Genomic DNA, 13,514 nt, shown 5'->3' on the forward strand with positions numbered 1-13,514 from the left:
GCGCTCGATCCCGGCACGGTGCGCCGCGCGGTGCAGGCGGCGCGCGCCGCGATGGGGCTGCCGGCCAGCGCCACGCCACATGCGCTCAGGCACAGTTTCGCCACTCACCTGCTGGCGCGCGGGGCCGACCTCAGGCAGCTGCAGGAACTGCTCGGCCACGCCAGCCTGTCGTCAACGCAGATCTATACCAAGGTCGATGCGGGGCAGCTGCTCGATGCCTGGGCGGCGGCGCATCCCCGCGCCGGATAACGGCGCGAAGCCATCAGGAGGGGCGATACACCCGGCGCTGTTCGGTGAGGGTGATGGGCGAAACCGTGAAGAAGTAGAGGTTGAACCTCGGATTCGCCGTCACCGTGATGTCCACATAGGCCTGGCCATTGGCCGTACCGGTGGTGAGCGTGGGCGTGCCCATCATGCCATTCAGGCCGAAACTGTTGCTCTTGATGGTGTTGATGATGGTTGTATCGTCGCGCAGCGGAAACAGCGTGGCCACCCTTGCCCCTTCGCCCACGGCATTGCGCAGGCCGGCATTGGCCCAGAACACGAAACCGATCCCGAAGAAGACCATCACGAACGCCAGGAACACCGGGACCACCAGCGAAAATTCGGCGGCCGTGGCCCCACTGCGGTTGCGGGCAAAGTGGCGGAGCAGGCGAATCATTGCAGCCGCACCGCCGCATCGCCGGTCAACACATAGGCGCCGTTCGAGCCCGTGCCTTTCATGACACCGCCGAAGCTGTACCAGGGGACATAATCAGCCTGCACCTGCACCGAAACATAGCGGGCAAATGTCTGCCCGGCCGGACAGAAGCTGCTCCAGCTGGCCTGGCGCACGCCATTGCATTCCAGCCAGTTCGTCACAGTGACCGATTTGACCGGCTTGCCATAGGCCGTCTGCACTTCGGTGGAGAGATAGCTGTAATCACCGTTGGTGGTGGTGGTGCCGGGCGCCACCGCCAGTTCCACGCCGCGCTGGGCGGCCTGTTCCAGCTGCAGTTTCTGCCAAAAGGCGAGCGCCAGATCCATGCCAACAAACAACAGGCTGCCCAGCACCGGGGCAATCAACGCCATTTCGGCGGCGGCGCCGCCGCGCCGGCTGCGGCCCAAACGGGTGAGAGCGCGCCTCATCGTCAGGCCACCAGCTTGATCTGCGTGCCCTTGAAGGACGACGCGCCCGATGCCGGCGGGCAGACATTGTTGATCGCGGTATTGCCCACCCAGTCAACCTGGCGGGCCACGATCTGGACGCACTTCGTGTCCATGCCGGCGGTGCCGTTCATCTGCAGCTGCTGCGCCGGGAAATAGAACGCGCCCTGCAGCTTGCTGCCGCTGTTACCGTTGATCTTATTGGTCGCCATGTTGGTGGCGCGGCGGTCCTGATAGAAGAGGAGGCCGGCATAGGTGCTGCTCTGCGCCGTCGTCGGCGCCGTCATGTTCACGTTGGCGCCACCATTGATCGTCACCGTGGCGATGCTGCCCGTGTTGCTGGCGGCATTCCTGGCGGTCAGGATGAACACGGCGCCGTCGGCATTGATCGTCGCCCCGCTGTTCACGCTCATGTTGCCGGTGATGTAATAGATGCCGGGGCCGAAGTTCGCCACGCCCTTGATGTCGACACTGTTGTAAACGGTGCCCGTGGTAAAGTTCGACGTGTATGAGCGGGTTTGCTGCGGATTGACGCTGAGGGCGCTGCCATTGGCCGAGATATTGGGATCAGGCAGGTTGCGGAAAGGATCACGCAGCGGCAGCGCATATTCCTGACGGATGGTGCCGGGCCCATAATTGTTGCTGGCCGGCACATTGCCCACCGCCGCCACCGGGCTGGCGGTGATCTGGCTGCTGCCGCCGGCGGTGACGCTGGCGGTGCTGGGCGCATTGCTCATCATGCCGCAACCCAGGTTCACCGTGGCGTTGCCGTTCATGGAAATGCCGGTGGTGTTGGTCTTCTCCAGCGCCAGCACGCAATAATCGCCATTGCCGACGACTTCGGCCACGGCGCGCGCGCTGATCCGCACCGGGCCGCGCATGATCATGCTGGTGAAGGGCAGCCGCGCATCGGTCGCCAGGGTCACTTCCACCGCGGAACTGGCATCGCGGTAGCTGCCATAGGTGGCCGGCGTGTTGATGACCGGTGCGACGGTCATGCTGAAGCCTGCGTTGCGGTTGATGTCGGTCGTGACGGCCGCTTTTACCACATCGGTGCTGCTGGACTGGCTCAGCTGATAGGCGCCGGCAATTGCGCCCGAATCCGCCGCGCGCTGCATCATGCGCTTGGTCAGCGTCCACTGAATAGTGTCACTGGCGAGACCAGCGGTGCCGATCAGGATCGGCATCATCAACGCTGTCAACGTCACCACATTGCCCTGCCGGCTTGACCGCAGCCGGCGTACAGAAAAGCCACCCATTACGCCCACGCCTCGTTGTTACGCCACCAAACTGGCGCTCATCAATGCGCCTGATATCAGATAATGAGTCAATTTTGCGTAAATTGGCATCTGCTTTGCCGCTTCAACAGTGATTGTCAAGGTAAAGGCCGGAATTTTAACCTTTCGTTTACCATTTCTTTGCTGGATCGCGCTGCGACTCTGGCAGAATCACTGCAGATTGTAACTTGTTCCAATGGGGAAATGATTCGCGATTTGGCAAACCGGCTTGTCAGAAGCTTTGCATGCCGGCCAGGCGCGGGCTGGATGCGGGCAGACCGGCGGCGCCAATCACCGCCATCATCACGGCGGCCAACGGGCGCCCGTCATGCGGGCTGATACCCTGCTTCGCGTGCGCTTTCCGGCTTGACGGGGCCAAGACGCTGCCCGAAGTCAGACGGCGATGACTGTTTCCGCTTCTGGCACAAACTCGCTCACTCGCTGGATCCTCGTTGGCCTTGTCGCCGGTCTTGGCGTCGGCTGGGCGATCAACGCCAATGTTGCGCCGGATCAGGCCAAGGCGATCGCCGGCACTCTGTCGATCATCACCGATGTGTTCCTGCGGCTGATCAAGATGATCATCGCGCCGCTGGTGCTGGCGACGCTCACCGTTGGCATCGCGCACATGGGCTCGGGCAGCGCGGTCGGCCGCACCTTCGTGCGCACCCTGGCCTGGTTCATCGCCGCCAGCGTGTTCAGCCTTGGCCTGGGCATATTGATGGTCAACCTGCTGGCCCCCGGCGTCGGGGTCGGCCTGCCGCTGCCCGATGCCGCTGCCGCCTCGGGCGTGGCCAACAAGGCCTTCAACCTGAAGGACTTCATCGGCCACATCTTCCCCAAGTCGATCATCGAGGCGATGGCCACCAACGAAGTGCTGCAGATCGTGGTGTTCAGCCTGTTTGCCGGCGTCGCGCTGATCCACATGGGGGAGAAGGCCAAGGTCATCAACGACGGCCTTGATGCCATCATGCACATGATGTTGGTGATCACCGGCTATGTGATGAAGGTGGCGCCGTTCGCGGTGTTTGCCGCCATTGCCAGTTCCATCGCAGTGGAAGGCCTCGGCATCCTTATCACCTTCGGCAAGTTCGTCGGCGGTTTCTACCTGGCGTTGGCCATGCTGTGGGTGTTCCTGCTGGGCGCCGGCAGCGCGGTGCTGGGCTTTGGCGAAGTCCGCCGCCTGATCCCCGAAATCCGCGAGCCGTTCCTGATCACTTTCGCCACCGCCTCATCGGAAGCGGCCTATCCCAAGCTGCTGGCGGCGATGGAGCGCTTTGGCGTGCCCAACCGCATCGCTTCGTTCGTGCTGCCGCTGGGCTACAGCTTCAATCTTGATGGCTCGATGATGTATTGCGCCTTTGCCAGCATCTTCATCGCCCAGGCCTATGGCATCGACCTGTCCCTGGGGCAGGAACTGGCGATGCTGGGCCTGTTGATGATCACGTCGAAAGGCATCGCCGGCGTGCCGCGCGCCAGCCTGGTCGTCATCGCCGCGACCTTGCCCTATTTCAACATCCCGGAAGCCGGCCTGCTGCTGATCCTGGCCGTGGACCATTTCCTCGACATGGGCCGCAGCGCCACCAATGTCATCGGCAACGCGGTGGCAACGGCGGTGATCGCCAAGTGGGATGCCGGGCAGGCGCCGGCTGAAGCTCAGCTGTAATAGAGCGTCGGGTTGGCCGCTTCGGCCAGCGGATCGGGGCCATAGCGGTTGTCGCCCGCCGTGCCGCGCGAGCAATACCAGATCAGCATCACGATGGAGATGATGCCGCCGGCCAGCAGGCCGACGCCCAGCACAATCATCGCGCCGCCAGCGCCGGCACCGGCGGCCTCGCCGCTGCCCAGCAGGCCGGCAATGGCCCCGCCGGCGCCCATCACGGCGGCGATGGCGATGGTGGGCAGGATGATCAACAGCGGCGCCAGCACCCACCAGCCGGTGCGGTCCAGATCGTGCAGACGGCGCACGCTCACCGCCAGGCTGGGCAGCAGCAGGCCAAGCGAAAGCAGCGGCCCTGCCAGTTGTATGCCCATGATTGCGTCGATCATTCCGACCGGGATGCCGACCAGAATCGAAAACAGCACGAACCACCAATATTCGGCACGCGGTGCCCGGCCGGAAAATTGCGCATAACGCTGCACCGGCAGCAGCATCCATTGCACAGGCGACCGCGTGATCATTGAACCTCTCCCCGGACTTCAATCAGGAGAGTGAATGACAATTGTCATTTCCGCAAGATTGGCTGCTTTAATTGACCGGTGGCCGGCGACGATAACTCAAGGCCTCGGCAACATGGACGCGGGCGACGGTCTCGCTGCCCGCCAGATCGGCGATGGTGCGCGACACCCGGAGCACGCGGGCATAGCCGCGCGCTGACAGGCGCAGCGTGTCGGCGGCCTGGGTGAGCAGGCGCTGGCCCTCAGCATCGGGCGTTGCGTGGGCCGTCAGCGTCTCGCCATCGGCTTCGGCATTCATGCGTGTGGCGGTGCCGGCATAGCGCGCGGTCTGCCGGGCACGAGCGGCGGCCACGCGGGCCGCCACCTGCGCGCTGTTCTCGGCCGGTGGCGGCAAGGTCAGATCGGCGGCTGACAGCGCCGGCACCTCGATGTGGAGATCAATGCGGTCAAGCAGCGGCCCGGACAGTTTCGACTGGTAATCCGCCGCGCAGCGCGGGGCGCGCGCACAGGCCAGGCCCGGATCCGCCAGATGCCCGCAGCGGCAGGGGTTCATCGCCGCGACCAGCTGGACGCGCGCCGGGTAGGTCACGTGCGCCGCGGCGCGTGCCACCTGCACCTGGCCGGTTTCCAGCGGCTGGCGCAGGCTGTCGAGCACGCCGCGCTGAAATTCCGGCAGCTCGTCGAGGAACAGCACGCCAAGATGGGCGAGTGACACTTCCCCCGGCCGCGCTCTCATGCCGCCACCGACCAGCGCCGGCATCGAAGCCGAATGGTGCGGCGAGCGGAACGGCCGGCTGCGTTTCAGCTTGCCGCCCTCAAGCTCGCCGGCGATGGAGGCAACCATCGAGACTTCCAGCGCCTCGGCCGGGGTGAGATCGGGCAAGATGCCGGCCAATGCGGCAGCCAGCAGCGACTTGCCCGAACCGGGAGGTCCGCTCATCAGCAGATTATGGCCGCCGGCCGCGGCGATTTCGGCGACGCGCTTCGGTGTCTCCTGGCCCTTGATGTCGGCAAAATCCGGCCCGCGCCGGGTCGGCTCGGCTTCGGCGCGTTGCGGCGCGGCCAGGATGATCTGGCCCTTCAGATGATTGATCAGGGCGAGCAGGTCGGGTGCCGCCAGCACCTGCACCTCGCCGGCCCAGGCCGCTTCCGGGCCCTGCACGGCCGGGCAGATCAGCCCCTGTTCGTGAGCGGCGGCGTGCAGCGCGGCGAGCAGCACGCCCGGCACCGGCGCAATCGCGCCATCCAGGCCCAACTCGCCGACCGCAACGAAATCATCGAGCGCGTCCTGCGGGATCACGCCCATTGCGGCCAGCAACCCGAGCGCGATCGGCAGATCATAGTGGGAGCCTTCCTTGGGCAGATCGGCCGGCGACAGGTTCACCACCACCCGGCGCGGCGGCAGCGACAGGCCGATGGCGTGCAGCGCGGCGGCCACCCGTTCGCGGCTTTCCTTCACCGCCTTGTCGGGCAGGCCCACGGTAACAAATGTCACCGGCCCTGCGGATATCTGCACCTGGACGTCTACGCTGCGGGCTTCGAGGCCCAGAAAGGCCACCGTGCCGACATGGGCCACCATCAACCAACTCCCTCGCGAGTGGAAGCAACTGACCCTGAACCGGTTTGGTAGAATCTTTGACGATGCGGTGCAACGCCGCCTTACGATTGCCACAGGATGGCCGTAACGGGTTCCTATCGTGAGTCGGCCAAGCTTCCTTGACCTGTTGGTTCGTTCCGAACCCTTCCGGGTGTTCCAGATCATCCTGGGCATCCTCTTGATGCCTGTTGCCTTCATCGTCGGGCTGATTTCGCCGGCGCCGATCGGCATCGTCATCTTCGGGGCCGGGGTGGCGCTGGTGCTCCGCAACTCGCGCTGGGCGCGGCGGCGCTATCTCTTCTATACCCGCCACCATCCGCGCGTGCGCCGGGCGGTGGACATCGGGCTGATGCGGGGCCGCAACCGCGCGCGGGGCCGGGCGCGCGCTGATGCGCCGGCCGCTTCATTGACGAATACGGCGACTGACCCTACATCGCCCACGATGCCGTGATGGGCCTGCCCCGTCGCGCGCCCCCAGTCAGGTCAGGAATTTCATGCTCGGGTTGAACAAGGTCGCGAAGGCGATTTTCGGGTCGTCGAATGATCGCTATCTGAAGTCGCTGCGGCCGATCATCAAGCGCATCAACGATCTGGAAGCCACGATCAGTGCGCTGACCGACGAGCAGTTGCAGGCGCAGACCCCCAAGCTCAAGGCCGAGCTCGAAGCCGGCAAGAGCCTTGATGATGTCCTGCCGGAAGCCTTCGCCACCGTGCGCGAGGCCGCCCGGCGCACGCTGGGCCAGCGCCATTATGATGTGCAGCTGATCGGCGGCATCGTGCTGCACCGGGGCGAGATCGCCGAAATGCGCACCGGCGAAGGCAAGACGCTGGTGGCGACGCTTGCGGTGTATCTGAACGCGCTGACCGGCAAGGGCGTCCACGTCGTGACGGTGAACGATTATCTCGCCAGCCGCGATGCGCAGTGGATGGGCCAGGTCTATCGCTTCCTGGGGCTGAGCGTCGGCGTGATCGTGCCCAACCTCGATGACCAGACGCGCCGCCAAGCCTATGCGTGCGACATCACCTACGGCACCAACAATGAATTCGGCTTCGATTATCTGCGCGACAACATGAAGTACACGCGCGAGCAGATGGTGCAGCGGCCGTTCAATTTCGCCGTGGTCGATGAGGTCGATAGCGTCCTGATCGACGAAGCCCGCACGCCGCTGATCATCTCCGGCCCCACCGACGACAAGTCGCAGCTCTACACCCAGGTCAACGCCGTGGTGAAGGAACTGGAGCGCGAGGATGTCGAGGTTGACGAGAAGCAGCGCTCGGTGATCCTCACCGAAGCCGGCACCGAGAAGGTGGAGCGCATGCTGTCCGCCGCCGGCCTGCTGGAGGGCGAGAATCTCTATGATTTCGAGAACACGCAGGTTGTCCACCACCTGAACCAGGCCCTGCGCGCCATCGTGATCTTCCGCCGCGACACCGACTATATCGTGCGTGACGACAAGGTGATCATCATCGATGAATTCACCGGCCGCATGATGGATGGCCGCCGCTGGTCGGAAGGCCTGCACCAGGCAGTGGAAGCCAAGGAAGGCGTGACCATCCAGCCGGAAAACCAGACGCTGGCCAGCATCACCTTCCAGAATTATTTCCGCATGTATCCCAAGCTGGGCGGCATGACCGGCACCGCCAACACCGAAGCCGCCGAATTCTACGACATCTACAAGCTGAACGTGGTGGAAATCCCGACCAACGTGCCGGTGCTGCGCAAGGATGTCGACGACGAATTCTACAAGAACAGCGACGACAAATATAAGGCCATCGTCAAGGCGATCCGCGGCGCGCAGGAGCGCGGCCAGCCGGTGCTGGTCGGCACGGTGTCGATCGAGAAGAGCGAACTGCTGTCGGAGTTCCTGAAGACCGAAGGCGTCGAGCATGTCGTGCTCAACGCGCGCTACCACGAGCAGGAAGCCGCCATCGTCGAGCAGGCCGGCCGCATCGGCGCCGTCACCATCGCCACCAACATGGCCGGCCGCGGCACCGACATCAAGCTGGGCGGCAACGAGGAAGCCCGCATCACCCGCGAGCTGGCCGACATGCCGCCAGGGCCGGAGCGCGACGCCGCCGAAGCCAAGATCAAGGCCGAGGTGAATGCCGAGCGCGAGCAGGTGAAGGCCAATGGCGGCCTGTTCGTGCTGGGCACCGAGCGCCACGAAAGCCGCCGTATCGACAACCAGCTGCGCGGCCGTTCGGGCCGCCAGGGGGACCCGGGCCTGTCGCGCTTCTACCTCAGCCTCGACGACGATCTGCTGCGCATCTTCGGCCAGCAGAACATGCTGTCGCGCCTGATGAACTCCGGCCTGGAAGAAGGGGAGGCGATCATCCACCCCTGGATCTCCAAGGCGATCGAGACGGCGCAGAAGAAGGTGGAGGCGCGCAACTACGACGTGCGCAAGCAGCTGCTGCAGTATGACGACGTCATGAACGACCAGCGCAAGGTCGTCTATGAACAGCGCTCCGACATCATGGACTCGGAAACCGTCGGCGATGTCGTGATCGACATGCGCCACGAGACGGTGAACGCCATCGTCGCCAATCGCTGCCCACTCGGCAGCTATCCGGAACAATGGGATATCGCCGGGCTGCAGGAGGATGTGAGCGGCACGCTTGGCCTCGCCATCGACGTGACGGCCTGGCCGCAGGAAGCCGCCATCGATCCGGAAATCGTCGTCGATCGCCTGATCGAAGCGTCGGACGCGCTGATCGCCGCCAAGGCCGCGCAGCTACCCGAAGACACCTGGATCAGCATCGAGAAGAGCTTCCTGCTGCAGGCGCTCGACCATCACTGGAAGGAGCATCTGGCGACGCTGGATTCGCTGCGCTCGGTCATCCATCTGCGCGCCTATGCCCAGAAGACGCCGATCAACGAATACAAGCGCGAGGCCTTCGCCCTGTTTGAGCGCATGCTGCAGGCGGTGCGCGAGGACGTGACGCGGATGCTGGCCAATGCCCAGTTCCAGATGCAGGCGGATGAACCGCCGCAGGAGCTGCCGCCGTTCATCACCACCCATATCGATCCGGCCACCGGCCAGAACGAGGCGGGCCCGACGATGAGCTTTGACGCGTTCGGCTCGGCGCTGCCGGCCGGCATGCTTGCCGCCGCCCAGAGCGCGGCCGAGATGATCGACATCGACCCCACTGACGTGGAGGAATGGCGCCAGACGGTGAGCCGCAATGCCGAATGCCCGTGCGGCAGCGGCAAGAAGTTCAAGCACTGCCACGGCGCGTTGTAACGCGCCGGACAACAAGCGCCGCGCTGTAAGGCGCCGGGCTGTCAGCGCCGCGCTGTTGGTGGGGCGCTGGCGGCGAGCGGTGCGATTGGAACGACGGGCCGAGAACGCGGCGGAGTCGCGGCCGCGCGCAAGCCACTTTGTTGAAAAGCGCGGCTTTCCCATGCCCAAGTCCGGCTCCAATTGCCTAGTTAACGAGTAGGAATAAGCTCGTCTCCAGTCAGATCGGCGGGAGGTAATGGTGCGGGCAATCTTGGTGTCAGGTCTGTTGTTGACGGCGACGCCGGCCCTGGCCGACGAATTGGAGGCTGATGACGCGGCCACTGCCACCCCGGCCGATGCCGACATCGTGGTGACCGCCCGGCGGCGCACGGAACGCCTGCAGGACGTGCCGGTGGCGGTGACGGCGCTGCAGGCCGACAAGCTCGATCTTGCCGGCGTCTTCAACCTCAACCGCAGCGTGCAATTGCTGCCCTCGGTCAATTTCTACGCCTCCAACCCGCGCAACGCCGCCATCATCATCCGTGGCCTGGGGGCGCCGTTCGGCCTCACCAACGATGGCATCGAACAGGGCGTTGGCCTCTTCATCGACGGCGTCTATTACAGCCGGCCGGCCGCGGCCTCGTTCGATTTCGTCGATATCGAACGCATCGAGGTGCTGCGCGGCCCGCAGGGCACGCTCTATGGCAAGAACACCACGGCCGGATCGGTGAACATCACCACCTGCGCGCCGAGCTTCACGCCGGAGGGGCGGGTCGAGGCCACGATCGGCAATCTCGGCTTCCAGCAATTGCGCGGCTCGGTCTCGGGGCCGCTGACTGACCGGTTGGCGCTGCGGGCGGCCGTGTCCTACACCAGCCGCGAAGGCACGCTGCGCAATGTCCGCACCGGTGCTGACTCCAACCAGCTCGACAATCTGGGGTTCCGCGCCAGCCTGCTGTGGAAGGCCAGTGATCGCGTCACGGTCACGCTCGCCGCCGACGACAATCGCCAGAATCCCGATTGCTGCGCCCAGGTCTATGTGCGGGTGGCGCCCACGCGCCGCGCCGCCAACCGGCAGTTCGCAGCGCTGGCCGCCGCCTCGGGCTATGCGCCGCCCAGCCTCGATCCGTTTGATCGGCTGATCGACAACGACAGCCCTCTCGAGGCCAGGCAATATTTCGGCGGCGCCAGCGCCACCCTGGCCGTCGATCTCGGCGCCGGCACGCTCACCGCGATCACGGCCTGGCGTTACTGGAACTGGTACCCATCAAACGACCGCGATTTCACCGCGCTGCCGATCACCACCATCTCGGCCAATTTCTCGCGCCAGCGCCAATATACCCAGGAACTGCGCTGGACCTCGTCCGGCAATGGCCCGCTCACCCTGGTCGCCGGCCTGTTCGCCTATCGCCAGACCATCCGCAACGATCCGGTGCAGGAACAGGGCCGCGCCGCCGCGCTGTGGCTGCTGGGGCCGGGCACTGATCCGGCGCTGCTCGATGGCCTCAGGCAGACCGTGCGGGTCGATTACACCAACGACAGCCTGGCCGGCTTTGGCCAGCTGCAGTGGCAGCTGAGCCCGAGGCTGAAACTGCAAGGCGGCCTGCGCCTGAACTGGGACCGCAAGGATGCCGACTATGCCGCCACCGTGACCGGCGGCCTCGCCACCAACGATCCGGTGCTGATCGCACGCAAGAACAGCATATTGGCCGCCCAAGCCTATCAGGCGCGCTTTTCCGATTTCAACGTCTCGGGCGATGCCACCGCCAGCTATGAACTGGCTGACGATGTGCTGGCCTATGCCACCTATGCCCGCAGCTTCAAACCGGGCGGCGTCAACCTGGGTGGGCTGCCCACCGATGCCGCCGGCGCACCACTGCTGGGGGCCACGACCGTGCGGCCCGAACGGATCAATCACTACGAGATCGGGCTGAAGAGCCAGTTCTTCAGCCGTTCCGTCACCCTCAACTTCGCTGCCTTCCGCACCGATATTGCCGATTATCAGACCAATGTCGTCAACGCCCAGATCGGCGTGCTGCGCGGCTATCTCGCCAATGCGGCGGCCGTGCGCGTGCAGGGGGTGGAGGCCGAAGTCTCGGCCCGCCTCTCTGACGTGATCGATGTGCGGCTGAGCGGAACCTATCTTGACGGCACCTACCGGCGCTTCCCCGACGCGCCGGCGCCGCTTGAGCTGACAGGGGGCCCGCAGGTGGTGGATATTTCCGGCCAGCGCCTGCCAGGCGTGTCGCGTTGGACGGGCGCGGCAAGCCTGAACCTGCATCCGCCGCTGGCGCTGTTCGGCGCGCCGGGGCGGGTGCAGGCGGGGCTGGACGTCTATGCCCGCTCCGGCTTCTCCTCCAGCCCGACGCCATCAGCCTATTTGAACGTCGCCGGCTATGCCCTGGTCAATGCCCAGCTCGGCTGGCAGTCCGACAGCGGCTTCAGCGTCTCGGCCTGGGTGCGCAACGCCTTTGACCGCAACTATTTTGATTTCCTCAGCGCCGCGCCCGGCGGCTCTGGCCTGGTGGTCGGCCAGCCCGGCGACCCGCGCACCTTCGGCGTGACGCTCGGGAAACGCTTCTGATCAGCCGCCGGCCACCGCCGCGCTGATATCGGCCACCCGCAATTCGCCCTCGCGGGTCTGGCCGCCCAGCGCCATGAAGCGGCGCATGGCGGCACGGGCGGGATCGCTGAACAGCAGTTGCTGGAACAGGGCGGCTTCCGCGGCGCAGCCTTCGGCAATCGGCAGCGCGGCATTGTCCACCGATTGCTTGGCCAGCCGCACGGCCTCTGGCGGGAAGCTGGCGATGCGGCGGGCCAGCGCGTCCACAAAGGCGTCAATCTGATCGGCCGGCAGCGCGCGGTTGAGCCAGCCCCAGCGCTCGGCGGTGAGGGCATCGACATCGATGCCGCCCAGGATGATCTCCATCGCCCGCGCCCGGCCGACCAGGCGCGGCAGATTCTGGGTGCCGGTTCCGCCGGGCAATATACCGATTGGCACCTCCATCTGGTTGATGATGGTCTTGCCAATCACGCCGAAGCGCATGTCGAAGTTCATCGACAATTCGGCCCCGCCGCCGCCCACGCGACCTTCGATCTGGGCAATCGTCACCTTGTCCATGGTGCGAAACGCGTGGCACATCGCGTGATAGGCGTTGGACGCTTCGGTGGGCGGTTCGGGCGCATCGGCCAGCGCAATCAGCGCTTCGACATCGAAATGGGCCAGGAAGAAATCCGGGTCGGCGCTCTTCAACACGAACACCAGCACTGACGGGTCGGCCTCCAGCTCGGCCGCCAGCCGCGCCAGTTCGCCAAACAGCGCCATGGTGATGATGTTGATCGGCGGGTTGCTGACCACCGCGGTGACCAGCGGCCCCTCCTGCGTGACACGGATCAGGCTGTAGCTGTCATAGGCCATGGTCATTCTCCCCTCGGCAGGAAGCGTAGCGCACAAGCGGCGCCGGGCCTATCGCGAAGGCGCCACTGGGGCTGCGCTTCATGTTGACCCCAACCCCCTTTGCCGCTAAAGGCGCGCATCCCTGACCGGTGGCAACACTGGCTCGGGGGATACGACAGACGGCACCGTGTGCGAACGGCCTTCCGATATCGGGGGGCCTTTCGCACTTATGTGATGCGCTTTTTCTGAAGGGCGCTTCAACGGGGCAGGTCTGGAGTAGGCCGCGGGCCATGGGGGCCCCGGTCGAAGCGAAGAAGAGAGACGATGCCAACGATCAACCAGTTGATCCGCAAGGGTCGCACGCCGCAGAAGGCGCGCAACAAGGTGCCGGCCATGGAGGCCAACCCGCAGAAGCGTGGCGTGTGCACCCGCGTTTACACCACCACCCCCAAGAAGCCGAACTCGGCGCTCCGCAAGGTGGCCAAGATCCGTCTGACCAATGGCTTTGAAGTCATCGGTTACATCCCGGGTGAAGGCCACAATCTGCAGGAACACTCGGTCGTGCTGATTCGCGGCGGCCGCGTGAAGGATCTTCCCGGCGTGCGCTATCACATCGTTCGCGGTGTGCTCGACACGCAGGGTGTGAAGAACCGCAAGCAGAGCCGTTCGAAGTACGGCGCCAAGCGTCCGAAGTAAGG

The 13,514-nt window shown here is 65.2% G+C and carries 12 protein-coding genes; 6 read left to right on the forward strand and 6 right to left on the reverse strand.

Annotated elements, in window-relative coordinates:
* A partial coding sequence (locus GJ693_RS00005; RefSeq protein WP_156254283.1) for a tyrosine-type recombinase/integrase occupies window positions 1–249 on the forward strand: 249 nt, incomplete at its 5' end.
* Between the two features lie 13 nt (window positions 250–262).
* On the opposite strand, the gene GJ693_RS00010 is transcribed toward GJ693_RS00005, so the two are convergent.
* The 3 genes from GJ693_RS00010 to GJ693_RS00020 are packed head-to-tail and all read right to left on the reverse strand — an operon-like array spanning window position 263 to window position 2,405.
* Complete coding sequence (locus GJ693_RS00010) at window positions 263–661, reverse strand: TadE/TadG family type IV pilus assembly protein (protein ID WP_156254284.1); 399 nt, start codon at window positions 659–661, stop codon at window positions 263–265.
* The gene (locus GJ693_RS00015; RefSeq protein ID WP_156254285.1) at window positions 658–1,128 is read right to left on the reverse strand and encodes a TadE/TadG family type IV pilus assembly protein; all 471 of its coding nucleotides are present in this window, start codon (window positions 1,126–1,128) and stop codon (window positions 658–660) included. The genes GJ693_RS00010 and GJ693_RS00015 overlap by 4 nt, the downstream gene beginning before the upstream one ends.
* 2 nt (window positions 1,129–1,130) lie before the next feature.
* Window positions 1,131–2,405 carry a pilus assembly protein TadG-related protein gene (locus tag GJ693_RS00020; RefSeq protein WP_156254286.1) on the reverse strand — a complete coding sequence of 425 codons (1,275 nt, stop codon included), beginning with the start codon at window positions 2,403–2,405 and terminating at the stop codon, window positions 1,131–1,133.
* A gap of 421 nt (window positions 2,406–2,826) precedes the next feature.
* On the opposite strand from GJ693_RS00020, the gene GJ693_RS00025 reads away from it, so the two are divergent.
* Window positions 2,827–4,086: a dicarboxylate/amino acid:cation symporter gene (locus tag GJ693_RS00025; RefSeq protein WP_156254287.1), complete on the forward strand. Its 1,260-nt coding sequence runs from the start codon at window positions 2,827–2,829 to the stop codon at window positions 4,084–4,086.
* On the opposite strand, the gene GJ693_RS00030 is transcribed toward GJ693_RS00025, so the two are convergent.
* Window positions 4,077–4,601, reverse strand: a complete 525-nt coding sequence (locus GJ693_RS00030) for a DUF805 domain-containing protein (RefSeq protein WP_156254288.1) — start codon at window positions 4,599–4,601, stop codon at window positions 4,077–4,079. The genes GJ693_RS00025 and GJ693_RS00030 overlap by 10 nt on opposite strands.
* 67 nt (window positions 4,602–4,668) lie before the next feature.
* Window positions 4,669–6,177 (reverse strand): YifB family Mg chelatase-like AAA ATPase, encoded by a 1,509-nt coding sequence (locus GJ693_RS00035; RefSeq protein WP_156254289.1) that lies wholly within the window; start codon window positions 6,175–6,177, stop codon window positions 4,669–4,671.
* 118 nt (window positions 6,178–6,295) lie between these two features.
* Between GJ693_RS00035 and GJ693_RS00040 the strand changes: the two genes are divergently transcribed.
* From GJ693_RS00040 to GJ693_RS00050, 3 genes are all read left to right on the forward strand, one after another.
* Window positions 6,296–6,646, forward strand: a complete 351-nt coding sequence (locus GJ693_RS00040) for a hypothetical protein (RefSeq protein ID WP_156254290.1) — start codon at window positions 6,296–6,298, stop codon at window positions 6,644–6,646.
* 43 nt (window positions 6,647–6,689) lie between these two features.
* Complete coding sequence (gene secA / locus GJ693_RS00045; protein WP_156254291.1) at window positions 6,690–9,440, forward strand: preprotein translocase subunit SecA; 2,751 nt, start codon at window positions 6,690–6,692, stop codon at window positions 9,438–9,440.
* A gap of 253 nt (window positions 9,441–9,693) precedes the next feature.
* Window positions 9,694–12,003 (forward strand): TonB-dependent receptor, encoded by a 2,310-nt coding sequence (locus tag GJ693_RS00050; RefSeq protein WP_235902502.1) that lies wholly within the window; start codon window positions 9,694–9,696, stop codon window positions 12,001–12,003.
* Here GJ693_RS00050 and GJ693_RS00055 read toward each other — a convergent pair whose 3' ends face one another.
* On the reverse strand, window positions 12,004–12,837 hold the full coding sequence (locus GJ693_RS00055) for an enoyl-CoA hydratase/isomerase family protein (RefSeq protein ID WP_156254293.1): 834 nt from the start codon (window positions 12,835–12,837) through the stop codon (window positions 12,004–12,006).
* Between the two features lie 303 nt (window positions 12,838–13,140).
* Between GJ693_RS00055 and rpsL the strand changes: the two genes are divergently transcribed.
* Window positions 13,141–13,512 (forward strand): 30S ribosomal protein S12, encoded by a 372-nt coding sequence (gene rpsL, locus GJ693_RS00060; RefSeq protein WP_017666954.1) that lies wholly within the window; start codon window positions 13,141–13,143, stop codon window positions 13,510–13,512.
* The last annotated feature ends 2 nt before the right edge of the window (window positions 13,513–13,514 follow it).

This window comes from Sandarakinorhabdus oryzae, from assembly GCF_009733735.1.
Lineage (GTDB): Bacteria > Pseudomonadota > Alphaproteobacteria > Sphingomonadales > Sphingomonadaceae > Sandarakinorhabdus > Sandarakinorhabdus oryzae.

What these genes read in the sequence shown, in the direction of transcription:
- GJ693_RS00025 (WP_156254287.1), top strand. Translation starts at nt 2,827, where the DNA reads ATGACTGTTTCCGCTTCTGGCACAAACTCGCTCACTCGCTGGATCCTC.
- GJ693_RS00030 (WP_156254288.1), bottom strand. Translation starts at nt 4,601, where the DNA reads ATGATCACGCGGTCGCCTGTGCAATGGATGCTGCTGCCGGTGCAGCGT.
- rpsL (WP_017666954.1), top strand. Translation starts at nt 13,141, where the DNA reads ATGCCAACGATCAACCAGTTGATCCGCAAGGGTCGCACGCCGCAGAAG.
- GJ693_RS00035 (WP_156254289.1), bottom strand. Translation starts at nt 6,177, where the DNA reads ATGGTGGCCCATGTCGGCACGGTGGCCTTTCTGGGCCTCGAAGCCCGC.
- secA (WP_156254291.1), top strand. Translation starts at nt 6,690, where the DNA reads ATGCTCGGGTTGAACAAGGTCGCGAAGGCGATTTTCGGGTCGTCGAAT.
- GJ693_RS00020 (WP_156254286.1), bottom strand. Translation starts at nt 2,405, where the DNA reads ATGGGTGGCTTTTCTGTACGCCGGCTGCGGTCAAGCCGGCAGGGCAAT.
- GJ693_RS00010 (WP_156254284.1), bottom strand. Translation starts at nt 661, where the DNA reads ATGATTCGCCTGCTCCGCCACTTTGCCCGCAACCGCAGTGGGGCCACG.
- GJ693_RS00055 (WP_156254293.1), bottom strand. Translation starts at nt 12,837, where the DNA reads ATGGCCTATGACAGCTACAGCCTGATCCGTGTCACGCAGGAGGGGCCG.
- GJ693_RS00015 (WP_156254285.1), bottom strand. Translation starts at nt 1,128, where the DNA reads ATGAGGCGCGCTCTCACCCGTTTGGGCCGCAGCCGGCGCGGCGGCGCC.